We start from the raw sequence: 25,767 nt of genomic DNA, 5'->3' as shown, positions 1-25,767 counted from the left end.
TTATTTCCTATTTTTAGGCAATAAAAACCCCTGCGAATTTACGCATTAATTTCTTAGATTATGCTTTAAATTAATATTGGGTTGATTTTGGCAATGCCAATTTATCTGGCAATATAGATGCCACAGCCCGAAGTTGATTAATTGCCAATATTAATGAGCGCCGCTCCTCTATTGTTAATTCCTTAAACTTGACGTGATAACGCTCTTTATCAAAACCTGCCAAGTGAAAAATCAAATGCAAAACCCGTTCATTATTTCTAACGCGATTATTTGTGCGATCGCGCATAGTTTCAATGAAATCGTCCAATTTGTTATTATTTTCTTTATCATCGAAAAAATACCGATTACGCGCCTCAGAGGCTTTATTGAGACCATCGATTTTTTCATCCAGTGTTAAGACAACAGCACGGCACGGCTCTGTATTTGCCATTTTGTCACCTGTAAATAAAAACTAATAACGGGGTTAATATCACAGTTGCCAAACCAATTACCGAAACTACAAAATATCTGTAATGATCCATCTTTTTGAAATCATCACCCGTTAATTTATATTTATGCCGAATTTTCGTTAACTCGTTCATTTATTTTTCTCCCGTAAAGCTGCCTTGCAAAACTGATAGCCTGCTTTTTTGAATCGAATCGGCCATAAGAATATTCACCATCACTGACCTGATATTGGGTAATCTGAACTATGGCGTTCTTGCGTAAAGGTCGAATAAGTAATTTTCCAAATTTTACCCGTCCCTTTCTATATTCCTCTAGTGCCGGTATTTGAGTCATTGCACTCACCTTACAATCCAACCCACAATAACCACGCATCACGTAATTCTTTAGGACGGTTCAAATATGCGTCACGCATTCCTCTATTAAACTCAGGTAAATAAACCCAGTTTTCTCCACGAGTTTTTACTCCCTCTGGCGCCTCTGGTATCTGCCACGGAATAATTGGTAATTTACTCTTGTCAATCATTCCCTTAACAGCACTCGGAGTTTTTCCTATCAGTTCAGCAAACTTCTGATAGGGCACTGCATCAACTGGATAATAAACCTGCATGTACCCATCTGAATTTTTTTCCATCACTCATCAATTTCCTTTCTATAACACTCAGTAGTGGTCAATTAAGAACCTCGTAATTTCCCAACTCGTTTGCTAATCTGGCTAGCTCAAACGCCTATAGTTGCTTCTAAGGGCATCTTTAGGGGTTTTTACGCTTTAAAAGGTCTTAAATATGGAACCTTTTGAGGGAGTTTAGTCTTAGAAATGGAACCTGTCAACTATGGACATGTCACAAAAAATTCGGGCTATACGTAAGGCCGAAGGACTTACACAGATGAAGTTTAGTGAATTAACAGGCATTGCCTTAAGCACTCTAAAAAACTACGAAGGTGAGCACACCGCGCCTGGATTAAGTACCGTCCTACAAATTACCAATCACCCCAAATTTGAAAAATACACACTCTGGCTAATGACGGGAAAGATTGCCCCAGAATCTGGGCAAATTAGCCCAACTCTCTCCCCTGATGGTGTAGACATCAAAACGTCACACCACTCAGACCGGAAAACTGGCTAACACTACATGAGGAATTAATCGACTGGATCGACAGTCAATCAATTTGTTGCATCGGAGGGCTTCACTATGCCAATTAAGAAGCTCGATGATGGTCGTTATATGGTGGACATTAGACCTCTTGGGCGACAAGGAAATCGCATCAGGAGAACATTCAACAAGAAGACAGAAGCTATTGCCTTCGAACGTCATTCAATGGCAAATGCTCAAAAACTCAGTGCAAGGACTAATAGACGAGACCTTAGCGATTTACTGAACTTATGGTGGCTATATCACGGACAAACCGCAGAGAACGGCACTATAGAAAAACGACAACTGATGAAGACAATCAGGCAGTTAAATGATCCATCGATAAACCGTCTTAACAAACATGTTTTACTGGAACACCGCAGTAATCGCCTAGCTGATGGGATCAAAGCGTCAACGATAAATCGGGATATGTATCGTCTATCAGGAATGATAACGACATTGCAAAAACTTGAAGTTTTTAGCGGTAGCAACCCACTGAATGGATTACCCCCGTTAAAGGAAAAACAGCCAGAAATGACCTTTTTAACAAAAGAAGAGGTCAAAACTCTGTTATCAGTACTATCAGGGGATGAAAGAAAAATTGCGCTGCTATGTCTCAGCACGGGTGCTAGATGGGGAGAAGCATCAACCTTAAAAAGCGCCCAAGTAAAGAGTTGCCGAGTGACATTTTTAAAAACCAAAAATGGCAAGCAAAGAGCTATTCCGATATCAAAAGAGTTAGAAAAGGAAATCAAACAGAAGTCAGGGGAATTATTTGACGTTGATTACGAAAGCTTTCGTACAAAGTTAAAATCAATAAAACCTGATTTACCAGAAGGACAAGCAACGCACGTTCTACGCCACACATTCGCGAGTCATTTTGTGATGAAAGGTGGAAACATTGTTGCACTGCAACAAATACTCGGTCATGCCAATATACAACAAACTATGGCGTATGCTCATCTGGCACCCGACTATTTGCAATTTGCAATTTGCAATCACGTTAAACCCACTGAATGGCGGCATGGAAATTTAGCAATCATAAGCAACCGTAGCACTCAAAAGTGTCCACACTAGTGTCCACACTTGAAAATTTCCACGCTACTTACAGTTGCTTGTAAAAATTTTATCTGGTTGATTTTAAAGTGAATTAATCTTAGCCAGATAAAAAAATCCCGCCATAAGGCGGGGGAAAAGACAGGGATGGTGTCTATGGCAAGGAAAAATTCTCGTTTACTACTACTTTGCTGCTATGGGTATTACAAATCAGTTCGGTAACTGAGACATACGCTGCCGATAATGTTGTTCCAATTGTGCTTGTTGCTCAGGCGTCAACAGTTGGTACATCTGGTGATGGATACGCGCCATTTCTACCTGATGCTCCACATTACATCTGATCATCCTTTCAATCAGAGCCTTTACTGCCACGCCATCAAAATCCTTCGCAGTGACCAGCTTACGCATCTCTTCTCGCTCTGCGGGGCTCATTGACATCGATGAACGCGGTTGATGCTTCTGCCCTACCAAATCACGCATCTGTTGACGCTGCTGCTCAGTTAAAGTGATACCGTTAAACATATGGTCGTTATCACCAATATCGTTATTATTACGATAATGATAACTTCCTACATTTTTATATTCACAAGGTGCACAATTACCAGGTACCGTAGCAGCGTGCATTGTACTTGCTGTTCCAGCTAAAGATGCCGTCGAGCTAAGAACAAACATTGACGCTAAAACTAACGCTGCTATGTTACGCATTAAACAACTCCTCGTTTCCCCGAACGATGCTATTAGGTTCAATGTGGACAACTATACCTACTCGGCTGCAAACTAGCGTCAGAGGCTTGTAAAAGAACGTAAAGTCGTGGAATAGCAAAGTTTGTTATCGTATTTTTGCTCTTGGAGGAAGTAATCAATGCATAAAATCCTATTAGTTGATGATGACCGTGAACTGACATCACTATTAAAAGAATTACTTGAAATGGAAGGATTTAACGTTGTTATCGCTCATGATGGAGAGCAGGCATTAAAATTCCTTGACGATTCGATCGACTTATTACTACTCGATATTATGATGCCGCGTAAAAATGGCATTACGACATTAAAGGAGCTTCGTCTACACCATCAAACGCCAGTCATTATGTTGACAGCGCGAGGAAGTGATTTGGATCGTGTTCTGGGACTAGAATTAGGGGCAGATGACTATCTTGCCAAACCCTTTAATGATCGTGAGCTAGTGGCACGTATACGTGCTATTCTTCGCCGCTCAAACTGGAGTGAACAACAGCAAACAGACAATGGCCCACCCACGCTTCAGGTCGATAACCTACAATTGAACCCTGGCCGACAGGAAGCCAACTTTGCTAATCAAATTCTCGATTTAACCGGTACCGAATTTACATTGCTCTATCTATTAGCTCAACATTTAGGTCAAGTTGTCTCCCGTGAACATTTGAGCCAAGAAGTATTAGGTAAGCGACTCACGCCATTTGACCGCGCAATTGATATGCATATTTCTAACCTACGCCGTAAATTACCTGAGCGGGAAGATGGGCTCCCTTGGTTTAAGACCTTACGTGGCCGAGGATATTTAATGGTTTCTGCGACATGATAAACAGTTTGACGGCACGCATCTTCGCAATTTTCTGGTTTACTCTGGCGTTAGTCCTAATGTTGGTATTAATGGTGCCGAAACTGGATTCCAGACAACTGACCTCTCTGCTGGAAAATGAATACCGGCAGGGAGTCATGCTGGAACAACATATCGAAGCTGAATTAGCTCAAGATCCCGCTAACGATTTACTTTGGTGGCGTCGTTTATTTCGCGCGGTTGAAAAATGGGCCCCTCCAGGTCAGCGCCTAATACTGGTCACCAGCGAAGGGCGCGTTATTGGCGCACAAAGAAGTGAAATGCAAGTTGTCCGTAACTTTATTGGACAATCAGATAACGCAGATCATCCTAAAAAGAAAAAATATGGCCGCTCTGAAATGCTGGGGCCCTTTTCCATTCGAGATGGAGAAGATCATTATCAACTTTATTTAGTTCGTCCCGCGAATAGCCCACAATCGGATTTTATTAATCTGATGTTTGACCGGCCACTATTATTATTAACTGCCACCATGTTAATCAGTGCGCCACTCCTATTATGGCTGGCATGGAGTTTGGCTAAACCTGCCCGCAAATTAAAAAATGCCGCAGATGATGTTGCTAAAGGTAATTTACGCCAACATCCAGAACTGGAAGCCGGCCCACAAGAATTTTTGGCCGCCGGTAACAGCTTCAACCAGATGATCAGTGTATTGGAAAGAATGGTTACCGCACAACAACGGTTAATTTCCGATATCTCCCATGAACTACGCACGCCTCTCACCCGCTTACAGCTTGCAACAGCATTACTTCGCCGCCGTCATGGTGAAAATAAAGAGCTAGAAAGAATAGAGACAGAAGCCCAACGGCTAGACAGCATGATTAACGATCTGTTAGTACTCTCCCGCAGTCAGCATAAAAATGAACTGTTGAGAGAAAACATTAAAATGACAGATTTATGGAACGATATTCTTGACAATGCTCGCTTCGAAGCTGAACAGATGGATAAAACCCTTGAAGCAACCTTACCACCGAGTTCTTGGGCAATTTACTGCAACCCATTAGCACTTGGCAGTGCTTTTGAAAATATCGTGCGTAATGCCTTACGTTACTCCCACCACCATATTGCGGTCGCATTTCACGCCGATAATCAAGGGATCACCATTACCGTTGATGATGACGGCCCGGGCGTCAACCCGGAAGACCGTGAACACATATTCCGCCCTTTCTACCGTACAGACGAAGCCCGCGATCGGAAATCCGGCGGCACTGGCCTTGGCTTAGCCATTGTTGAAACCGCGATTAACCAACACCGCGGTTGGGTTCGTGCTGAAGACAGCCCACTCGGCGGCTTACGCTTGGTTATTTGGCTACCACTTCATGGCCGGTAATACAGATTTCAACTAACCTTATTGTGTAAATTAATTAAATAAATAAACTTTATTTATACTTGACCCGGCGAGTCTGACAGTTTAACCTCCCCTGTTATTCATTAAAAAACATTATATCTCATTGCTTTTCCATTACAGCAGACGAAAGCATTGAAAATCAAAATAGTAGATAAAATTATAACGTTCTATGGAGTTCTGGGAGCCAATAACCTAGTGCGGTAGCTTTATTATTACCTTATTTATTATTTCAGTAATATATCTTACACAATCTATTTAAAATATCCTGTTAAATTTTCACCTGCCAAATAAAACTTATGGAAATAGATAGCACCCTATTAAAAACCAAATGTAATTTATTTTCATAAGTTTTATTTTTAAGTCATCATCTTAAAAGGCAAAATATGTCCTCACTCAACATTCTCACCGAGAAATTTGATAATAAAACCGCCACCATTGCCATTGTTGGCCTGGGTTATGTTGGCTTACCGCTCATGCTCAGGTATAACGATATTGGTTTTAAAGTGATGGGTTTCGATATCGATAAAGAAAAAACAGATAAACTCAATCAAGGCCAAAGTTACATTGAACATATTCCCTCCGCCAAAATCAGTCACGCGATAAAGACCGGTTTTGAAGCCACGACGGATTTCACCAACATCGCGCAATGCGATGCCATTATTCTTTGCGTCCCAACGCCGTTAAATAAATACCGTGAACCTGATATCAGTTTCGTGATTAACACCACCGACAGGGTAAAACCGTATTTAAGAGCCGGGCAAGTCCTCTCCTTAGAAAGTACGACTTATCCCGGCACCACCGAAGAAGAGTTACTACCCAGAGTTGAAGAAAGCGGGTTAACCGTCGGTGAAGACATCTTTCTGGTCTATTCACCCGAACGAGAAGACCCGGGTAACCCTGATTTCGAAACCCGCACCATTCCTAAAGTCATAGGCGGCCACACGGAAAACTGCTTAAAAGCGGGTATCGCCGTTTATCAACACGCGATTGACCAAGTTGTTCCCGTCAGTTCAACTAAAGCGGCAGAGATGACAAAACTGCTGGAGAATATCCATCGGGCGGTCAATATCGGCTTAGTCAACGAAATGAAACTGGTTGCCGATAAAATGGGCATTGATATTCACGAAGTGATTAGAGCCGCGGCAACCAAACCTTTCGGCTTTGTTCCCTATTATCCCGGCCCCGGATTAGGCGGGCACTGTATTCCCATTGATCCTTTCTATTTAACCTGGAAAGCCCGAGAATATGGTATCAATACCCGCTTTATTGAACTCTCCGGTGAAGTCAATTCCTCCATGCCCGATTATGTGGTCACTAAAACCGTATTAGCCCTGAACAAAGCGAATAAAGCCATTAATGGCAGCCACATATTAATCCTCGGCATCGCCTATAAAAAGAATGTGGATGATATGCGAGAAAGCCCCTCAGTACATATTATGGAAAAATTAAGCGAATTAGGGGCCAATATTGAATATGCCGATCCGCATGTCCCGGTCTTTCCGAAGATGCGGGAACATCATTTTAATTTAATCAGCCAGCCCATCACGGAAAATAGTCTCAAAACCTTCGATTGCGTTATTTTAGCCACCGATCACGATAAATTTGATTATGAATTAATTATCAATCACGCCAAATTAGTCGTCGATACTCGTGGCAAATACTCGCCCAATCACAAAAACATTATCAAAGCTTAACTTAGGATAAGATTATGCTGAGCACTATCAACGACAGAAAGATAAGATTTGCTTTAGTCGGTTGTGGACGGATCGCTAAAAATCATTTCAATTCTCTGGAAATACATCAAGAAGCGGCCGAATTAGTCGCCGTCTGTGATAACGATCAAGACGCATTAAACGCAGCAGTAGAAAAAACCGGCGTCCCGGGTTTCAGCGACTTAAATACGATGCTGGATAACATCACCGCGGATATCATTATCCTGACCACTCCCTCTGGCCTTCATCCAGCACAGGCGATGACCTGCTTTGATAAAGGCTTTCACGTCGTCACCGAAAAGCCAATGGCAACCCGGCTGGCTGAGGGGGAAAACATGGTCAAAGCGGCAGATAAAGCCGGAAAACACCTGTTTGTCGTCAAACAAAACCGCTTAAATGCCACCTTACAATTGCTGAAACGGGCGGTCAGTGAAAAACGGTTTGGCAAAATCCACCTGGTCCACCTGAATGTTTTCTGGACCCGTCCCCAGTCCTATTATGACCAGGCTGCCTGGCGGGGCACCTGGGAATTTGATGGCGGCGCCTTCATGAATCAGGCGAGCCACTATGTTGATTTAATTGAATGGCTAATCGGCCCGGTCAAAGATGTTCAGGCCATGACCTCGACCCACTTAGATATCGAAACAGAAGATACCGGGGTACTCAATATCCGCTGGCGGGATGGCACATTAGGGTCGATGGCCGTTACCATGTGTACTTACCCGCAGAATCTCGAAGGCTCCATCACCATCTTGGGGGAAAAAGGCACGGTCAGAGTGGGGGGTTTAGCCGTCAATGAAATCCAGGAATGGCATTTCGCTGACGAAAAAGAGTATGACCAACAAGTCAAAGCCGCCAATTACGAAACCACTTCCGTTTATGGCTTTGGCCATCCGCTTTATTACAAAAATGTCATTGATGTGATGAAAGGCGAAGCCCAACCCATCACTGATGGCCGGGAAGGCTTAAAATCCTTAGAGCTGCTTATCGCCGCCTACCTGTCAGCCAGAGATAACAAAACCATTTCTTTGCCTTTAACCTATTAAATCAATGGAACCGGTCTCATGTCAGCAGAACACATAATGATACATCCCAGTGCCATCGTTGATGAAGGGGCTCAAATCGGCAAAAACAGCCGTATCTGGCATTTCACCCACGTCTGCTCGGGTGCTCAAATTGGCGAAGGCTGTTCTCTGGGCCAAAATGTCTTTATTGGCAATCAAGTCACTATCGGCAATCACTGCAAAATACAAAATAATGTTTCTGTTTATGACAATGTTCATCTGGAAGATGGGGTATTTTGTGGCCCAAGCATGGTGTTCACCAATGTTTATAATCCGCGTTCATTGATTGAAAGAAAAAGTGAATATCAAAACACCTGGGTAAAAAAAGGTGCCACCTTAGGTGCCAACTGTACCATTGTTTGTGGTACCACCATTGGCGCTTATGCTTTTATTGGGGCCGGCGCGGTGGTGAATAAAGATGTTCCTGATTATGCCCTGATGGTGGGTGTGCCGGCCAAACAGATTGGCTGGATGAGTGAATTTGGTGAACAATTAGATTTACCGCTACACGGACAAGCCACCGCCACCTGTCCTCACACTCAGCATATTTATCAACTCAATAACCATATTGTCGTGCGAATTAAATAATCAAGGATAAAGGCATGCAATTTACCGATCTGGCAGCACAGCAACTTAAAATTAAAGATAAAATTGACGCGAATATCCAGAAAGTCCTCGCACATGGACAATATATTTTAGGGCCCGAAGTGGCCGAATTAGAAGAAAGGCTGATTGCCTACACCGGCGCGCCATATTGCATTACCTGCGCCAATGGCACCGACGCCTTACAAATTGCCTTAATGGCGATTGGCATTAAACCCGGCGACGAAGTGATTACCCCCGGCTTTACCTACATTGCCACCGCTGAAACCATTGCGCTACTGGGTGGGGTTCCGGTTTATGTTGACGTTAAGCCCACCACGTATAACTTAGATCCAACACAACTCGAAGCGGCGATTACCCCAAAAACTAAAGCCATCATTCCGGTTTCCTTATTCGGCCAATGTGCCGATTTTGACGAAATTAATGCCATCGCAGCAAAACATAACCTGATCGTAATAGAAGACGCGGCCCAAAGTTTTGGCGCGACTTATAAAGGCAAACGTTCCTGTAACTTAACGACCATCTCATGTACCAGTTTCTTCCCCAGCAAACCGTTGGGATGTTACGGCGATGGCGGCGCTATTTTCACTCGTGATGAAGAACTGGCGAAAATTATTCGTCAAATTGCCCGTCATGGACAAGACAGACGATATCACCATATCCGAATCGGGGTGAACAGCCGTTTAGATACGCTGCAAGCGGCTATTCTGTTGCCCAAACTGGAGATATTCGATGAAGAAATGGCATTACGTCAGCAGGTGGCAGAAAACTACAATAACGCGTTGAACGACATCGGTATCATGACCACGCCCTATATTGAGCCACACAATCTCTCGGCCTATGCGCAATATACTCTCCGGATTAAAAACCGTGATGAATTACAACGCAGATTAAAAGAACAAGGTATTCCCACCGCCATTCATTACCCAATCCCTCTAAATAAACAACCCGCGGTGGCCAGCAATATTACTCTGCCTATAGGAGACGAAATCGCACAAGAAGTCATTAGCTTGCCGATGCATCCTTATTTATCCATAGATATAATTAATAAAATTGCCAGTTCAATTTAAAATCCATGAATCATAAATTATTGAGGAATATATCTGGCTTATTACTCTCATCATTATTCAGCCAGATATTATTATTACTATCAACACCCGTATTAACAAGACTATTTTCACCGGAAGAATTAGGTATTTACGCTTCATTTTCATCGCTTTTAAGTGTTTTTGCCGTAGGCGCTTGTCTTCGATATGAATTTTCAATAAGTTCATCAGGGAAAAGTCGTGAAATTAACTCATTAGTCACATTATCTTGCATTATTCCAATAACCATTAGCCTAATCGTTATCACTGTTTTTGCCATATCTAACACACCAGAAAAAATAATTATAGGAAACTATATATACTATATCCCGCTAGGTATTATCACTTATGGATTTTATCGTGCAGTGAGTTTCAATAGTATAAGAGAAAAACAATACCATGCACTCTCTATCACTAAAATAACGCAAACAGTTGCCATGATTAGCACCCAAATCATTGGCGGTATTGCCCATTTAGGCGCAAGCAGTCTCATCTTAGGCCAAATATTAGGTCAATCATTAGGTGTTCTATTTTTAAGTAAAAGATCCAAATATCGTTTAATTATCAGCAAACATGAACTTAGAAAAATAAGACTACTGGCTAAAAAATATTATCGATTTCCCGTTTATGATTTTCCTGCGGCTTCAATTAACACATTGAGTAATGAGCTGCCCCAATTATTTATCATGTCCACCTATGGGCTAAAATCGGCAGGATTTTATTTAATTGCATCCAGAATATCAGGCGCCCCAATTACACTATTATCTCAAACCGTTTCATCTATATTACAAGGATATTTAAAAGACACGCTTATAACACCTTTCTTAAAGATAAAAAAAACATTTTATTGCCTAACACTCATTGCTATTTTATTTGCTATAGTGACATACTTCACGGGCATACCCATCATAACCTTTATCTTCGGTGAAGAGTGGCGAGAATCAGGTAAATATCTATTATGCTTAATACCACACTTATGCGGGCAAATAATATACTCATCGTTATCGGTATATTTATCCATTTATGAACATCAGAAAAGCAATTTATTTATTCAAACAACATCGATTATATTAAGATTAATCGCCCTCCTTACTGGATATCTATTAGGCGATATTTACCTTACCCTGTTATTATTTTCACTCACAAGTTTTGTTCTCTATATGACAAGTACGGCTTATATTTTAAAATTATCTTTCATGCGTAAAGAAGGTTAACATGAAAAAAATCATAATAAAAATAATTCCCTATATCATTATCGTGATGATTGTCAGCTATACATTCAATAAATATGCTTATGAGCTAGATGAATTCAATGGCAATGTGAGAAACTTAGTCATGAAAGGGAAATTCACGCAACGCGAATTTAATAGCAATGGCTTTCCTTTATCTCACTCACCTCATATTCCAGAGCCATTCTTATCCCCATTTTATGTTGTTCACTATGGCCTGATATACTCTTCTTTAGGCTTAAATCAAGATAACGCCAATATATTATGGCGAACCGATTCATCCTTACCCGGATGGAATGTACCGCCACCTCAATTCAATCAAAACGAATTGATTGCTAATTTTAAATTTTCAGCCGATTGGTTATTAAATAATATAAAATCATTTCATGGTGAAAGTCATTACTTATATGATTTTGATTGGTCATATAAAGGCTACAAAAATAATAAACTCTCTGCCCCCTGGTGGTCTGGACTAACCGATGCCTATGCCATTATTCTCTTATTAAGAGCTTATGACCATTTTGACGATGATAAATATCTACTCACATCGAAACGACTATACCAATCATCACTCGCATCTATCCATAAAGGCGGCAGTTTAACAACATTAGATAATATGCCCTGGATTGAAGAGTACGTTGATCCTCAAGCCAATTCAGACCAATTGGCTTTTGTATTAAACGGCATGATCTATTCTACTTATGGTATTGAGTCATTTGAAAATTATTTAAATACAGATGAAAACACCAGAATATCCGATAAATTATATCAATCAATCAGCCATAATATATTTAAGTTCGACATAAAAAATGAATGGTCCAGCTATGATTTAATTGGCAACCCAAGCAATATTAAATATCACAAAATACATACTCTTCTTTTAAAAGATCTGATAGCTAGAAATCAAAATTTTAAAAATAAAGAAATAATAGATTTATATAATAATTGGAATAAATCCGCCGCTAATAGCGGATATTATTACATAAAACATGGCCCTACGAGTTGGGCATACTATCAATTTATCACTATGTATTTCCTGTCTATCTTAGTATTATCATTCATTTACTTCTTTATCAGCAAAAATGCAAAATAATATTAAAATAATCCTGAAAATATTTATCTATCAGGTTATTATCTACCTGAATTCAGTGCTTATATTAGAAACATTCCATGAGGTAAGAGGCTATAATATTACCCCACAAGGTTACTTAAGTATTTTTTTCTGTTGGATATCATTTTTACCGCTCATTTTACTCAACAACCAAAAAAACGCCGTGATGGTTTTTTTATGGTTAATCTATATCACTTACATTATACCGGTATCAATTATATTCCCACTGATTAATTCAACTTCTGTCTATTCAATCATTTTCGTCTGCACAATAAACATCTTATTTTTCTCATCTATATTATTCTTTCGGATAATAGATAGAATAACAATACCAAAACTAAAAGTCCCGTGGGATTTATATAAAATACTGATAATAGGATGTGGTCTTATTGTCCTCTTATTCGTCATTAATAATCCTGGATTAAGTTTAATACCCCCTAATATATTTAAAGTTTATTCCGTGAGACAGCACTTTAAAGACAACACACCGCTACTCACGATGTACATCATCACCAATGGGGGATATGTTATCTCGCCATTGCTATTATTAGCCTCACTCTATGTCAGAGGTCCGATAAAATATCTCTTCATTACAATAAGCATTATGATTTCCTATTTAATCTACAGCTCCTCAGGATTAAAAAGCATCGCATTTATGAATCTCGCGGTTATCATTCTATTCTTCTATATAAAAGGAACAAAATCGATAAGTAACTCAGTAATAAATATCATCCTTTATCTATTCCTGACCGCCGGGATATTATATTTAATTTTCGATTTTTATGACCCACTGATCCATTGGCTACGCAGAGTATTCTTCACACCGACATTAAATACCTATTACTTTTATGATTATATCTACAACAACAATAGTGAGTTTACGACAGAAGCGCCGCAAATAGTTTCTCAAATTTATTATGGCACCTCAGGATCGGCTAATACCGGTTTTATTGGAGACGGTATCGCCAGATATGGCACACTGGGTTTAATAATAAACTTTTTTATATTCAATATATTAATCTTTGCAATGAACCTGAGTTCAAAAAAGGTTCCATTTGAATTTTCAACGACACTCTATTTACCCTTCGTATACACGATAGCAAACTCAGCGATTACAGCACTATTACTGACCTATGGGCTGCTGGCATTAAGCATATTATTATTTTTATTCCCTACAAAAACCAACAAAATACCCTTATGAAAATCACACACATGACCTCGGTACATCCACGTTTCGATACCCGTATTTTTCTAAAAGAATGTTCTGCCTTACAAAAAGAACATGAGGTCTCGCTTATTGTTGCAGATGGTAAAGGTAATGAAGCCAAGAATAACATTGCTATCATGGATGTCGGTATATTACCCGGTCGATTGAATAGAATCTTTAAAACAACCGATAAAGTTTATAAAAAAGCATTAGAATTAGACGCTGACTTATATCATTTCCATGATCCAGAGCTCATCCCTATCGGACTAAAACTGAAAAAGAAAGGTAAAATAGTCATTTTTGATTCCCATGAAGACGTCCCAAAACAAATTTTTAGCAAACCTTATTTAAATAAATTTACCCAAATTATTATCTCTAAACTATTCTCCCTCTACGAGAACTATTCTACACCTAAATTTGATGGCATTATTACAGCCACACCCTCAATAAGAGACAAATTCTTAAAACTCAATAACAACACCATAGACATTAATAACTATCCTATATTAGGTGAGTTACATAATAAGCATGCCAACTGGCACAAAAAAGAAAAACAAGTCTGCTATGTCGGTGGCATTTCCGACATTAGAGGTATCGCCGAGATGGTTGAATCCCTCTCTCACCTCACGACAAATACAAAAATGAAATTAGCGGGCAATTTTTCTGACACCGATTTAGAGAACAAAATAAAAAGCATGAAAAATTGGCACAAAATAGATGCACTGGGATTTTTAAATCGCATAGAAACCAAGGAGCTTCTATCTAAATCTATTGCGGGTATCGTTCTATATCACCCACTCCCCAATCATATTGATGCCCAACCCAATAAAATATTCGAATATATGAGTGCGGGTATCCCGGTCATCGCTTCAAATTTCACATTATGGAAAGATATTGTTGTAAAGAACCATTGTGGCATTTGTGTTGACCCATTAAACCCTAAGCAAATAGCTGATGCGATAGATTACTTATCAAATAACCCGGATATAGCAGAAGAAATGGGTAACAATGGGCTTCTGGCAGTCAATGAAAAATACAATTGGGATATTGAACAAAATAAACTAACCAAATTTTACCAACACATTGGACGTTAATCGATATGAAAAAAATCATTACCGTATTAGGCGCCAGACCACAATTCATTAAAGCAAGCCCAGTCTCTCGCGCTTTAAAAAATCATAACAAATTTAAAGAGATTATCATTCATACAGGTCAACATTTTGATACTAATATGTCTGATATATTTTTTAATGAATTAGCCATTCCCAAACCGGATTACACACTCAATATTCACGGTGGTTCACACGGTGAAATGACCGGAAAGATGCTAATCGAAGTTGAAAAAGTACTTATCACAGAAAAACCGGATGCCGTCATGGTATATGGTGATACAAACTCGACTTTAGCTGGTGCATTAGCCGCATCTAAATTACATATTCCGATTATCCATGTTGAAGCCGGTCTACGCAGTTTTAATATGGAAATGCCAGAAGAGATAAACAGAATATTAACCGATAATGTGAGTTCCATTCTCTTCTGTCCAACAGACACCGCCGTCAATAATCTACAAAAAGAAGGCTTCGGTTCAAAGCCCGTTCATATCAGAAAAGTCGGTGATGTAATGGAAGATGCGGCTTTATATTTTAGCCAAATGGCGAAAAAACCTGATGGGCTGGATGCGATACCAAACTTTATATTAACCACGCTCCATCGTGCTGAAAATACCGATAATCAGGAACGTCTAACTGAAATAGTAAACGCCTTAAATAATATACATAAAAGAACTGCTACTGTTGTTATGCCAATTCACCCAAGAACTAAAAAAATGTTAGCACAATACGACTTACATTTAGATGTTCATTTAATTGAGCCAGTAGGATATTTAGAGATGATCTGGCTACTCAAAAACACCGCCCTGATTATTACCGATAGCGGTGGACTGCAAAAAGAGGCATTTTTCTTCAAGAAACCTTGTGTGACTGTGAGGGATCAAACTGAATGGGTAGAATTAATTGCCGCGGGCGTAAACAAACTCTCGGAGGCTGACAGTAACAAAATAACCCAAACCGTTCATGACATGATTGGAATTGACATGGACTCGATTCAATCCATGTATGGTGGTGGTATCGCTGCGACAAGAATTGCTGACGAACTAGAAAAATTACTATGAATATCGTCTATATAAACCATTATGCGGGTTCGCCGGATCTTGGGATGGAATTTCGTCCATATCATTTAGGACAAGAATGGATTAAATCGGGACATAATATTACCCTACTTGCAGCCTCTTATTCTCATGTGCGGACCAAACAACCTAAACTGATAGACAATAAAAAAACCACCGAAAATATTAACGGATTAGAATATATCTGGTATCCAACCCCGAGTTATAATGGAAATGGATTACCCAGAGTCAAAAATATTTTCTCTTTTTTACGACAAATTTGGCTTGATAGCCATAACTTAGTCAAAAAATATCGACCTGATGTTGTCATTGCTTCAAGTACATATCCAATGGATATCTGGATTGCCAAACGTCTTGCCAAAAAAGCCAATGCCAAACTGGTTTTTGAACTGCATGATTTATGGCCGCTTTCACCGATAGAATTAGGTGGAATGTCACCTAAACATCCATTTATTCAATTATGCCAACTTGCTGAAAACGCAGCTTATAAACATGCTGATGTGGTTATTTCCATGCTTCCTAAAGTACAAGAACATACGAAAGCACATGGATTAGACCTCAGCAAATTACATATTATCCCTAATGGCGTGGTTATAGAAGATTGGATAAATCAACTTACCCCGTTAAACCGTTCACTAGAAAAACTTATTGTAACTGAAAAAAATAAAGGACATAAAATTGTATGCTATAGCGGCGCCCACGGCCGCCCAAATGCGCTAGAAAAACTCCTCAAAACGGCTTCACTGCTTCATGATAAACCGATAACCTTCTTATTAGTCGGCACAGGCCTTGAAAAGGATAACTTAATAAAGGAATCTCAATCACTGGGAACAAATAACGTTATATTCTTTGATCCGATCCCCAAAACTCAAATCCCAACACTACTCAATAAAATTGACATTGCCTATATAGGGTTACAAAAGCAATCATTATTCAGATTTGGCATCAGCCCCAATAAACTTATTGATTACATGATGGCGGGAAAACCTATTGTATGTGCAATTGATGCCGGTAATGATCCTGTTTCTGACGTGAATTGCGGTATCACCATTAAATCAGGAAAACCAGAAGAGATTGCTCAAGCCTTATTAAAACTCAGTGAGTTATCAACTGACGAATTAAACCAAATGGGGCAAAAAGGTAAAATTTACGCTTTAGAAAATCACGCTTATTCCATATTAGCAGACAATTTCATCAAGGCCATCATCAATCATGAATAATAAATTCCTTCCTTTTGCATTACCTGAAATTGGACAATCTGAAATTGATGAAGTCATTGACTCACTTAAAACAATGGTGGATACCCACCCAACTTAAAACCGAAATATTTGAACAAAACATAGGAATTAATAACTATCATTACACTCTAAATAAAGTGACTATTCAACCATGATAAATATATCAGTTATTTGCCCTATATTAAATGAAGAAAAATATATAAAAGGGTGTATTGAATCACTGCTAAAACAAGATTACCCTACCGGGCAATTAGAGATTATTTTTATAGATGGTTGTAGTTCAGATAATACTTTAAAGGTAATTCAGAGTTATACTGAAAAATATGAGTTCATAAAATTACTATATAACCCTGCAAAACATGTTCCTGCTGCTCTGAATATTGGTATAAAAAACTCATTAGGGGAATATATAGCCAGAATCGATGCTCACTCCAGCTATCCCAGTAGCTACTTATCCAAACTATATAACTTATCAAAAAAACTTGATGCTGATAATATAGGTGGGATTATTAATACAAAACCATGTAATTCTACAACCATCGCCCATAATATTGCATATGCCTTAAGTAGTCGCTTTGGAATAGGTAATTCCTATTTTCGAATTGGCATTAATAATATAAAAAAAGTTGATACAGTGCCTTTCGGCTTTTTCAAAAGAACACTATTCGATAAAATAGGGCTATTTGATGAAGATTTAATTAGAAACCAAGATGATGAGTTTAACAACAGAATTATAAAGCATGGAGGTAATATATACCTTTCCCCAGATATTATTATTGATTATTACCCCAGAGATTCAATTAAAAAAATCTGTTCTATGTTCTACCAATACGGTTTATTCAAACCACTAGTCAATGTCAAATTGAAAAAAATAACATCATTACGGCAATTAATACCACCAATTTTTGTCTTAGGGTTAATCCTAGGATTAATCCTCTCATTCACTAGCTCAATATTTTTATATCTATATATAGGTTGTATTTTTATCTATTTCTTCCTAACTTTACTGGTATCAATAAGAGCCCATTTAAAAAACAAAAAAAACTATATTTTCTTACCATTAATATTTCTGTGCATACATTTATCTTATGGATCAGGGTATCTCATTGGAATAATGAAAATTATATTCAATAAGAAATTCCACGTAAAAAACAAAAGATAAGGATTATATCATGAACTCTTCTTTTCTCCCTTTCGCCCTCCCAGAAATCAGCCAAGAAGAAATTGATGAAGTCATTGACTCACTTAAAACCGGTTGGATAACCACCGGGCCTAAAGCCAAAAGATTTGAACAAGATTTTGCCCAATATTTGGGTTCTGATGTTGAAGCAATTTCTGTAAATTCAGCCACTGCGGGATTACATTTAGCGTTGGAAGCCATTGGTATTCAGCCGGGTGATGAAGTCATTGTCCCTACCTATACCTTCACGGCAACAGCAGAAGTTGTCCGTTATTTGGGGGCTCACCCTATTTTTGTTGATTCTTTACCTGACAGCCTGAATATTGACCCAATAGCAATAGAAAAAGCCATAACCGCCAAAACTAAAGCAATTATGCCGGTACACTTTGCAGGCTTATCCTGTGATATGGATACCATTATTGCAATAGCTAAAAAATTCAATCTACGAATCATTGAAGATGCCGCCCATTCATTTCCGACTTTATACAAAGGAAAGAAAATTGGCACGCTAGACACCGATGTCACGGTATTCAGCTTTTACGCGAATAAAACCATGACGACAGCGGAAGGTGGCATGCTAGTCTCCAGACATCCAGATATCATAAAAAGAGCAAAAATAATGCGTCTCCACGGCATTAGCAAAGACGCCTTTGATCGATATCAATCTAAAATACCTGCCTGGTATTATGAAGTGATTGAACCAGGCTATAAATATAACATGCCCGATATTTGTGCATCTATCGGCATCCATCAATTACAGAAAATAGATGCTTTTCAAAAGAAAAGAGAGGAAATGGCTAAACTCTATGATAACGAATTAAAAGATCTGCCGATTACCTTACCGACTAAACCTAAAGAGCCTAATAGCCAACACGCCTGGCATCTATATACCATTAGATTAAATGATCAAGTCAAAATATCCAGAGATGACTTCATTATAAAAATGGCAGAAAAAAACATCGGCTGCTCTGTCCATTTTATTCCACTGCATAAACAACCCATCTGGAAAAATACCTATTCTCTTAACGAAAACAACTTCCCAGTTGCCGAAGAAAACTTTAAAAGAATTGTATCCATCCCTTTATATACAAAAATGACCAAAGAAGACCAAATCTACGTTATCAAAACAATTAAAGAGATCTTGGCATAAATGATGACATATTATTTAGCTATAAAAAGGCTTTTTGATTTTACTTCGTCTCTCATTGGACTCATCCTACTACTCCCTATTTTAATCACGATTGCTATCTGGATAAAAATGGATTCGAAAGGACCCATTTTTTTCCGACAAAAACGGGTAGGCCAATATAATCAAGATTTCTATATTCACAAATTTAGGAGCATGACGACAGAATCAGAGCAAAAAGGACAACTCACTATCGGTAATGACCTCCGTATTACCCATTCTGGAAAATTCATCCGCAAATATAAAATTGACGAATTAGCTCAACTAATTGATGTTGTTCGAGGCAAAATGAGCTTAGTCGGGCCAAGACCTGAAGTACCACAATTTATGGACAAATATCCAGATGATGTCAGAAACAAAATATTATCGGTAAAACCCGGCATAACAGATTTGGCTTCTATAGAAATGATCGATGAAAACCAGATATTAAGCCAATATCAAGATCCTCATCAAGCTTATATCGATATTATTATGCCAATAAAAGCCAAGTACTACTTAGAATATATTGATAAAAAGTCATTTTTCTATGACCTGAAGATTATTTTCAAAACAATTTACAAAGTAGTTTTTAGGTAATCAACCATTATGAACAAGAGAATATTTTTCAACCAAGACAGATTAATTAAAACCATCGTCCTTCTGATTGTAGATATATTTATCATTATTATCTCATACTGGCTGAGCATGTGGCTACGCCTTGATAGAGAAGTGCCCATTTACAGTTTACAACATTGGTTAACGATTATATTCACCATACCTTTCACGCTATTTATTTTCTTAAGAATTGGCTTTTATAGATCGATATTAAAATATGTCAACATGAGTATATTGAAATGGGCCATTATTGGTTCATTTCTATCTACTCTACTATTGACTGCAATTTCCTTATACCAACAAGCCTTTTTACCCAGAACTGTACCGATTATCTACTTCTCTTTTCTGGTTATCTCACTCTGCGGTACAAGATTTATCTATAGAACGCTACGTAATTTACTAAAATACAAAGGTGCTCCTGTTATCATATACGGAGCAGGAGAATCTGGCCGACAACTGTTACCCATATTAAGAGAACATAGAGAATTCAACCCGATTGCTTTTGTTGATGACAATGCTAAATTACACAACTTATCTATTCATGGAGTTTATGTCTTCTCTCCAGAGAAGATAACCATCTTAGTCGAAAAATATAATATAAAGAAAATATTATTAGCCATACCCAGTGCATCAATATCTAATAGAAAAAAAATACTAGAAAGACTCCAAAAAGAACATTGTGAAATCCTCACCATTCCAAGTTTCAATGATCTGGTTGAAGGAAAAGCACAAATAAACTCACTGAAACGCGTTTCCATTAACGATCTGTTAGGAAGAGAACAAGTTGATCCACTACAAAGTTTACTCAGTAAGAACATAAAAAACAAAAATGTGCTTATTACCGGTGCCGGTGGTTCAATCGGATCAGAATTATGCAGGCAAATCATCACTCAATCGCCCTCTCAGATAGTCCTATTTGAATTAACCGAGTATTGTCTCTATTCAATAGAAAAAGAGTTACAAAAGATAAACTCAGATAGAGATTTGAATATCACGATTACTGCAATTTTAGGTGATATAAAAGATTCAGAAAAGATAGCTAGAATAATCAATAAATTTAACATTAACACTATATACCACGCGGCGGCATATAAACATGTTCCACTGGTAGAAATGAATACCATCGAGGGCATTAATAACAATATTTTTGGTACCCTCTCACTGGCTCAAGCAGCAATTAATCAAAAAGTTGAAAAATTTGTATTAATCTCTACCGACAAAGCCGTCCGCCCGACGAATACCATGGGAGCAACAAAAAGATTTGCCGAACTGATACTACAAGCTTTTGCTAAACAGCACAGTTATACCAAATTCTCAATGGTTCGCTTTGGCAACGTCCTTGGTTCATCCGGTTCCGTTGTCCCCCTATTCGAGAAACAGATAAAAAGTGGTGGACCGATAACCCTCACTCACAAAGACATTACCCGTTACTTCATGACAATCCCAGAAGCCGCCCAATTAGTCATCCAGGCAGGAGCTCTGGGCAATAATGGCGACGTTTTTGTTCTGGATATGGGAGAATCAGTAAAAATTTATGATCTCGCCCGGAAAATGATCCATCTTTCCGGCCTGACCGTGAAAGATGAAACCAATCCTCATGGTGATATCGAAATCAAAATTACCGGATTAAGACCCGGTGAAAAACTTTATGAAGAACTTTTAATTGGTGATAACGTCTCTGGCACTAATCACCCAAGAATCATGACAGCCAATGAAGTTTTTCTGACCTGGGATAAATTAAACCCATTATTAAATGACTTAAAAACATCTTGTGAAAATTACGATTTTGAAAATATTAGGCAGATCCTGATCAATGCTCCTATTGATTTTCATCCTAAAGATTATATTTACGATCTTTTAAAATAATATCTATAAATACATTCATGTCATGAAACTGGCTGAAAACCATATTGCTGATATTAGCCTTCTAGACAAATAATAATCCTATGAAATTTTTAACACACGAGAAATTAAAAATCAAATAATTCGAAAATTAAAATAACAAGCTAACAAAAACCTCATTATTAGATATACCCTATGGATTTCAAGATGGATCGCGGCGGCAAGGGAGAGAATCCCCGGGAGCATAGGTAACTATGTGACCGGGGTGAGCGAGTGCAGCCAACAAAGAGGCAACTTGAAAGATGACGGGTATATATCATATGCATTATACTTCCTTCATTTCCTCCTTAAACAAAGGAGAATGATTAAACATCTGGAAATTATAAAGCTAGCCTCTTAGCACGAGTCTATAAATTTATGAAACAGTACCCAAATGGCTATATTCATCAACCGTAAAGTAACAGCCAATGCCTACGGACTCTCCTCTGGTGTCTTCTGGGGGCTAAGTGGCGTACTTTTCGCATTATTACTAAAAAACACCGCACTTTCCTGTTGTTTCTTCATTCCCATCATACTCGCATTCCTAAATGATACGATTTCATGCGGATATATGTTTATATATCTTGTAGTTAAAGGAAAATACCGAGCGATACGCCTTATCCCCAAAAACAAGAAAAATGGCATAATTGTATTGGCGGCTATATTTGGTGGCCCAATGGGCATGTCTTGTTATATCTTAGCTATTCAATACATTGGCATTAGCTACACAGCAACTATTTCAGCAACCTACCCGGCTATTGGCGCGCTCATTTCCTTTTTTCTACTTAAAGATCGCATTCACCTTATCGGCATATTGGGATTAATACTGGCCGTTGTATGCACGATGATACTCGGTTACTCCGCATCAACTCAGACAACATCTGGCTGGATAGGCTTTTTCTTCGCTTTTATATGCGCACTAGGCTGGAGTTCCGAAGTTGTTATCAGCTCTTACGGCATGAACAAAGATATCCCTGCTGATATTGCTTATTTCATCAGGCAATTATCATCCTCTGTGGGCTATTTAATCATGATCATATTATTCATTCACTCCTTTCCTGGAGTTACACATATTTTTTCAAATATAGAATTATACTCCTTATTATTTTTCACCTCTCTGGTCGCCACACTATCGTACCTCTTCTACTACAAAGCAATCTGCATGCTTCAACCCATCCGTGCGATGAGTTTAAACATCACCTATGCTATCTGGGCAGTCATCTTTGCTTATTTGCTGGTAGATGAACCCATTTCTATAAATCTACTGCTTCTATGCGTAGGCGTCTCTGCTGGTTCATTCCTAACTGCCGTAAATCCACTTAATATCAAAAAATTGATTCTGACACTTAAATGAATGTGATTCTATTCACAACAAGTTTAAATTCGTTTTACGGCTATAGTTAAAGAAAACTACTAAAACTCTACTGAGCATCAATAATATATTACCAAATATCCCCGAACCTACACCAACCACTCTCCCCCTCTTCTCTGACCTTTTAGATAACCATCACTACTGAATTTACCTATACCTCTAAAGATTACAGATTGCAGAATTAGGAATATCGTTACCTCACCAATCACAATGCTAAATAAACATAAAGTCACAATTAAGCTTTACTGCCGAATGGATATCACGGAAATACTGCCACATCCTGAGGCGAATGGAACACAAGGAAACCTGTTGAAAAACAAAGCACATAGTACGTTGTTGGTAAGATCTAACCGCCATTCCATGAGTAGTAATACAGATTTCAGCTAACTCTATTCTACCAATTAGTTAAACAAGTGGTTTGTTAAACTTGACCCAGAAGAGTTTACAGTCTAATCTCCCCCCAACTAGTTACAAAATCTTATCCCCCATTACTTTTTGTTAAGACAGACAAAAGTATTGAGAAATCAGTGCAATAGATAAGATTTCCGAATATCACAGGCACTCTGGGAGCCAAAAACCTAGTGCGGTAGCTTTATCTATCTATAAAAAACTGCTTCTACTTTTAATAAGTAGTAGGCTTATCCACCGTAAAAAATACCTACTAGTAATACATTTATCTAACAGTATACATTCGTACTTACAATGAAACATTTATTTAATTACCTTTTTTGCTTCTTTTTACCTTTATTATATCGTCCAAAAAAAGAATTAATAATTTTTACATTTGATAAAAACAATATTAAATTCAACTCTAAAGCACTATTTGAATATTCACTTAAAGAGAACACTATTGATGTCAAATATATTATAAATAATGATAAATTGAGGAAAGAACTCATCCAAAAATACGGGGATAAATTTATAACAACTAAAAAAATAAAAGATATAATTATAATATCAAATGCAAAGGTTTGGGTTACGGATGGTGGCTTCCCTCTCAAAACACCATTTGGACATAAAACCAGAATTTTAATTAATTTATGGCATGGTATCCCGCTGAAAAAAATAGGTATTATGGGGTATTCAGGTTTATCAAAATTAAGAATGTTTTTAACTCTTAAAATGTTCTCAAGACACTATAATTTATTTTCTTCAACAAGCTCAAATTTGTCATCAGTGTATTCAAAAAGTTTCTTAATCACCAAAGAAAGAATAAAACCATTAGGACAACCAAGAAATGATGCATTATTTGAAAATCATCATTTAATCAGTGATTATATAGCTGACTTACCCAAATATAAGAAAGCCATTTTATATGCACCAACATGGAGAGCAGGAATTTACGGTGATGATTGGATCGGTGAAGATACAAAATTTTTCCCATTTTCAGATTTTAATCAAGATGAACTTGAAGAATACCTAGAAAAAAATAGGATCTTACTTTGTTTAAGACCTCATCACTTACAAAGTATAGAGATAAAAAACTCAAATTGGGTTAGAGACTTTTCATCTGATGTTTGTAATGAAGTTATGGATGTTATAGCAGACTTTGATCTGCTAATAACAGATTATTCAAGTATTTATTTTGATTTTCTAATATTAAATAAGCCTATTTTATTCTTACCTTATGATTTAGAATTGTATGAGAATAATGTAGGCTTAAATTTTGATTATCAAACTGTTACACCTAGACCAAAACCAACAAATCAAAATGAATTTATTTCTGAAATATCTAAATTGCTATATACTGAAACTTATTACAAAACTGAAAGACATAAAGTCAATAGTTATTTCAACGAAGTTAAATATGGAAGTTGCCAAAGAATACACAATTTTATTATTGAACATTTAGATTAAACAAAAAAATTATGACTAAAAAGTTGGTGTTTTTGACTGAAAGTATGGTCAGTGCCGGTGGTGTAGTTAGAGTAATTAGTTCATGGGCCAATTATTTTTCTAGAATTAGGATTTGACTGTAAAATACTATCAGTGATTCCTGGTAAGACATATTTTGAATTAGATAAAAATATTAAAAGATATATCTTTAAGAATAAAATTTTAGCTTTACCTATAAACTTGTTCCTAATTCTTCCTATTTTAAAAGAAGAAAAAGACTCACACCTAGTTGTCAATAAATCAGCATATTATAGAACCTATCTATTTTTGGAGAAAATTGGGTTTATTTAAAGATATTAAGCTTGTTTATTTCTCTCATGGTGGAAATAATGAGTTTGAGAATTTTTATATTTCCCGCCGTGTCACCAAGCATCGAGTAGATATGATTTTTGATGTATTTGATGATGTAGTCTGTTTGTTTAAAAATACCGATACTACTCCAGACATTGTAAAAGATGAAAAAATAACATTCATCTCTAATCCATTCCCAATCCCAACTTATATAAAAAAAATTGATGAGTACACTAAAGTTGTAACTTTTATTGGGCGTGTAACCAAAGAGAAAGGGGTTGATGATTTAAATAGCTTTCCATAATACTGATACACCTATGCCTTTTGTTTTCTTTTTGAACAACATTGGTTCTGTAG

The 25,767-nt window shown here is 37.7% G+C and carries 23 protein-coding genes and 1 pseudogene; 20 read left to right on the top strand and 4 right to left on the bottom strand.

Annotated features, from left to right (window positions below; translation table 11 throughout):
* Positions 1 to 70: 70 nt before the first annotated feature.
* From SLS51_RS02945 to SLS51_RS02935, 3 genes are all read right to left on the bottom strand, one after another.
* Positions 71 to 430, bottom strand: a complete 360-nt coding sequence (locus SLS51_RS02945) for a DUF5347 family protein (protein WP_149616323.1) — start codon at positions 428 to 430, stop codon at positions 71 to 73.
* 122 nt (positions 431 to 552) lie between these two features.
* Positions 553 to 780 (bottom strand): hypothetical protein, encoded by a 228-nt coding sequence (locus SLS51_RS02940; protein WP_036811332.1) that lies wholly within the window; start codon positions 778 to 780, stop codon positions 553 to 555.
* Positions 781 to 790: 10 nt separating this feature from the next.
* Entirely contained in the window at positions 791 to 1,081 is a 291-nt protein-coding gene (locus SLS51_RS02935; RefSeq protein WP_036811329.1) for a Cox family DNA-binding protein, read from the bottom strand.
* A 196-nt stretch (positions 1,082 to 1,277) separates the two neighbouring features.
* Here SLS51_RS02935 and SLS51_RS02930 point away from each other — a divergent pair, with 196 nt between their 5' ends.
* Both SLS51_RS02930 and SLS51_RS02925 read left to right on the top strand, forming a co-directional pair.
* Positions 1,278 to 1,571, top strand: coding sequence for a helix-turn-helix domain-containing protein (locus SLS51_RS02930; RefSeq protein WP_036773984.1), 294 nt, complete (start codon positions 1,278 to 1,280; stop codon positions 1,569 to 1,571).
* A gap of 66 nt (positions 1,572 to 1,637) precedes the next feature.
* A pseudogene (locus tag SLS51_RS02925) lies at positions 1,638 to 2,613 on the top strand (phage integrase).
* Between the two features lie 230 nt (positions 2,614 to 2,843).
* Here SLS51_RS02925 and cpxP read toward each other — a convergent pair.
* Positions 2,844 to 3,338 (bottom strand): cell-envelope stress modulator CpxP, encoded by a 495-nt coding sequence (gene cpxP / locus SLS51_RS02920; RefSeq protein WP_323835346.1) that lies wholly within the window; start codon positions 3,336 to 3,338, stop codon positions 2,844 to 2,846.
* Between the two features lie 157 nt (positions 3,339 to 3,495).
* Between cpxP and cpxR the strand changes: the two genes are divergently transcribed.
* The 18 genes from cpxR to SLS51_RS02830 all read left to right on the top strand — a co-directional run bounded on the left by cpxR (position 3,496) and on the right by SLS51_RS02830 (position 25,714).
* Complete coding sequence (cpxR, locus tag SLS51_RS02915) at positions 3,496 to 4,191, top strand: envelope stress response regulator transcription factor CpxR (RefSeq protein ID WP_011148857.1); 696 nt, start codon at positions 3,496 to 3,498, stop codon at positions 4,189 to 4,191.
* Positions 4,188 to 5,558 carry an envelope stress sensor histidine kinase CpxA gene (gene cpxA, locus SLS51_RS02910; protein WP_323835344.1) on the top strand — a complete coding sequence of 457 codons (1,371 nt, stop codon included), beginning with the start codon at positions 4,188 to 4,190 and terminating at the stop codon, positions 5,556 to 5,558. The genes cpxR and cpxA overlap by 4 nt, the downstream gene beginning before the upstream one ends.
* Before the next feature lie 401 nt (positions 5,559 to 5,959).
* A complete protein-coding gene (locus tag SLS51_RS02905; RefSeq protein WP_323835342.1) occupies positions 5,960 to 7,270 on the top strand; it encodes a nucleotide sugar dehydrogenase in 1,311 nt (436 codons plus the stop codon).
* 14 nt (positions 7,271 to 7,284) lie between these two features.
* Positions 7,285 to 8,334 (top strand): Gfo/Idh/MocA family protein, encoded by a 1,050-nt coding sequence (locus SLS51_RS02900; protein WP_323835339.1) that lies wholly within the window; start codon positions 7,285 to 7,287, stop codon positions 8,332 to 8,334.
* 18 nt (positions 8,335 to 8,352) lie between these two features.
* Entirely contained in the window at positions 8,353 to 8,940 is a 588-nt protein-coding gene (locus SLS51_RS02895; RefSeq protein ID WP_323835337.1) for an acyltransferase, read from the top strand.
* 14 nt (positions 8,941 to 8,954) lie between these two features.
* A complete protein-coding gene (locus tag SLS51_RS02890) occupies positions 8,955 to 10,025 on the top strand; it encodes a DegT/DnrJ/EryC1/StrS family aminotransferase (RefSeq protein ID WP_323835335.1) in 1,071 nt (356 codons plus the stop codon).
* A gap of 5 nt (positions 10,026 to 10,030) precedes the next feature.
* Complete coding sequence (locus SLS51_RS02885) at positions 10,031 to 11,254, top strand: lipopolysaccharide biosynthesis protein (protein ID WP_323835333.1); 1,224 nt, start codon at positions 10,031 to 10,033, stop codon at positions 11,252 to 11,254.
* A 1-nt stretch (position 11,255) separates the two neighbouring features.
* Positions 11,256 to 12,362, top strand: coding sequence for a D-glucuronyl C5-epimerase family protein (locus SLS51_RS02880; RefSeq protein WP_323835331.1), 1,107 nt, complete (start codon positions 11,256 to 11,258; stop codon positions 12,360 to 12,362).
* A gap of 1,230 nt (positions 12,363 to 13,592) precedes the next feature.
* Entirely contained in the window at positions 13,593 to 14,681 is a 1,089-nt protein-coding gene (locus SLS51_RS02875; protein ID WP_323835329.1) for a glycosyltransferase, read from the top strand.
* 5 nt (positions 14,682 to 14,686) lie between these two features.
* A complete protein-coding gene (gene wecB, locus SLS51_RS02870) occupies positions 14,687 to 15,757 on the top strand; it encodes a non-hydrolyzing UDP-N-acetylglucosamine 2-epimerase (RefSeq protein ID WP_323835327.1) in 1,071 nt (356 codons plus the stop codon).
* A complete protein-coding gene (locus SLS51_RS02865; RefSeq protein ID WP_323835325.1) occupies positions 15,754 to 16,992 on the top strand; it encodes a glycosyltransferase family 4 protein in 1,239 nt (412 codons plus the stop codon). The genes wecB and SLS51_RS02865 overlap by 4 nt, the downstream gene beginning before the upstream one ends.
* 169 nt (positions 16,993 to 17,161) lie before the next feature.
* Complete coding sequence (locus SLS51_RS02860) at positions 17,162 to 18,172, top strand: glycosyltransferase family 2 protein (protein WP_323835323.1); 1,011 nt, start codon at positions 17,162 to 17,164, stop codon at positions 18,170 to 18,172.
* Between the two features lie 10 nt (positions 18,173 to 18,182).
* The gene (locus SLS51_RS02855; RefSeq protein ID WP_323835320.1) at positions 18,183 to 19,340 is read left to right on the top strand and encodes a DegT/DnrJ/EryC1/StrS family aminotransferase; all 1,158 of its coding nucleotides are present in this window, start codon (positions 18,183 to 18,185) and stop codon (positions 19,338 to 19,340) included.
* A complete protein-coding gene (locus SLS51_RS02850; RefSeq protein WP_323835318.1) occupies positions 19,341 to 19,952 on the top strand; it encodes a sugar transferase in 612 nt (203 codons plus the stop codon).
* Between the two features lie 9 nt (positions 19,953 to 19,961).
* Positions 19,962 to 21,836: a polysaccharide biosynthesis protein gene (locus SLS51_RS02845; protein WP_323835316.1), complete on the top strand. Its 1,875-nt coding sequence runs from the start codon at positions 19,962 to 19,964 to the stop codon at positions 21,834 to 21,836.
* A 409-nt stretch (positions 21,837 to 22,245) separates the two neighbouring features.
* On the top strand, positions 22,246 to 23,205 hold the full coding sequence (locus tag SLS51_RS02840) for a DMT family transporter (protein WP_165579209.1): 960 nt from the start codon (positions 22,246 to 22,248) through the stop codon (positions 23,203 to 23,205).
* Positions 23,206 to 23,925: 720 nt separating this feature from the next.
* Positions 23,926 to 25,080 (top strand): CDP-glycerol glycerophosphotransferase family protein, encoded by a 1,155-nt coding sequence (locus tag SLS51_RS02835; protein ID WP_323835312.1) that lies wholly within the window; start codon positions 23,926 to 23,928, stop codon positions 25,078 to 25,080.
* 316 nt (positions 25,081 to 25,396) lie between these two features.
* Positions 25,397 to 25,714 (top strand): hypothetical protein, encoded by a 318-nt coding sequence (locus SLS51_RS02830; protein WP_323835310.1) that lies wholly within the window; start codon positions 25,397 to 25,399, stop codon positions 25,712 to 25,714.
* Positions 25,715 to 25,767 lie beyond the last annotated feature (53 nt).

Origin of the sequence: Photorhabdus africana, assembly GCF_035181445.1 — a bacterium.
Taxonomy (GTDB): Bacteria; Pseudomonadota; Gammaproteobacteria; order Enterobacterales; family Enterobacteriaceae; genus Photorhabdus; species Photorhabdus laumondii.
Note: the sequence above shows the minus strand (reverse complement) of the source record. Positions and strands in the feature narration are given on the sequence as shown.

Coding starts and splice junctions, on each gene's coding strand:
- SLS51_RS02945 (WP_149616323.1), bottom strand. CDS start 430: ATGGCAAATACAGAGCCGTGCCGTGCTGTTGTCTTAACACTGGATGAA.
- SLS51_RS02880 (WP_323835331.1), top strand. CDS start 11,256: ATGAAAAAAATCATAATAAAAATAATTCCCTATATCATTATCGTGATG.
- SLS51_RS02845 (WP_323835316.1), top strand. CDS start 19,962: ATGAACAAGAGAATATTTTTCAACCAAGACAGATTAATTAAAACCATC.
- SLS51_RS02865 (WP_323835325.1), top strand. CDS start 15,754: ATGAATATCGTCTATATAAACCATTATGCGGGTTCGCCGGATCTTGGG.
- SLS51_RS02835 (WP_323835312.1), top strand. CDS start 23,926: ATGAAACATTTATTTAATTACCTTTTTTGCTTCTTTTTACCTTTATTA.
- SLS51_RS02885 (WP_323835333.1), top strand. CDS start 10,031: ATGAATCATAAATTATTGAGGAATATATCTGGCTTATTACTCTCATCA.
- SLS51_RS02875 (WP_323835329.1), top strand. CDS start 13,593: ATGACCTCGGTACATCCACGTTTCGATACCCGTATTTTTCTAAAAGAA.
- SLS51_RS02890 (WP_323835335.1), top strand. CDS start 8,955: ATGCAATTTACCGATCTGGCAGCACAGCAACTTAAAATTAAAGATAAA.
- cpxP (WP_323835346.1), bottom strand. CDS start 3,338: ATGCGTAACATAGCAGCGTTAGTTTTAGCGTCAATGTTTGTTCTTAGC.
- SLS51_RS02900 (WP_323835339.1), top strand. CDS start 7,285: ATGCTGAGCACTATCAACGACAGAAAGATAAGATTTGCTTTAGTCGGT.
- cpxA (WP_323835344.1), top strand. CDS start 4,188: ATGATAAACAGTTTGACGGCACGCATCTTCGCAATTTTCTGGTTTACT.
- SLS51_RS02940 (WP_036811332.1), bottom strand. CDS start 780: ATGACTCAAATACCGGCACTAGAGGAATATAGAAAGGGACGGGTAAAA.
- SLS51_RS02905 (WP_323835342.1), top strand. CDS start 5,960: ATGTCCTCACTCAACATTCTCACCGAGAAATTTGATAATAAAACCGCC.
- SLS51_RS02855 (WP_323835320.1), top strand. CDS start 18,183: ATGAACTCTTCTTTTCTCCCTTTCGCCCTCCCAGAAATCAGCCAAGAA.
- wecB (WP_323835327.1), top strand. CDS start 14,687: ATGAAAAAAATCATTACCGTATTAGGCGCCAGACCACAATTCATTAAA.
- SLS51_RS02895 (WP_323835337.1), top strand. CDS start 8,353: ATGTCAGCAGAACACATAATGATACATCCCAGTGCCATCGTTGATGAA.
- SLS51_RS02840 (WP_165579209.1), top strand. CDS start 22,246: ATGGCTATATTCATCAACCGTAAAGTAACAGCCAATGCCTACGGACTC.
- SLS51_RS02850 (WP_323835318.1), top strand. CDS start 19,341: ATGATGACATATTATTTAGCTATAAAAAGGCTTTTTGATTTTACTTCG.
- SLS51_RS02930 (WP_036773984.1), top strand. CDS start 1,278: ATGGACATGTCACAAAAAATTCGGGCTATACGTAAGGCCGAAGGACTT.
- cpxR (WP_011148857.1), top strand. CDS start 3,496: ATGCATAAAATCCTATTAGTTGATGATGACCGTGAACTGACATCACTA.
- SLS51_RS02860 (WP_323835323.1), top strand. CDS start 17,162: ATGATAAATATATCAGTTATTTGCCCTATATTAAATGAAGAAAAATAT.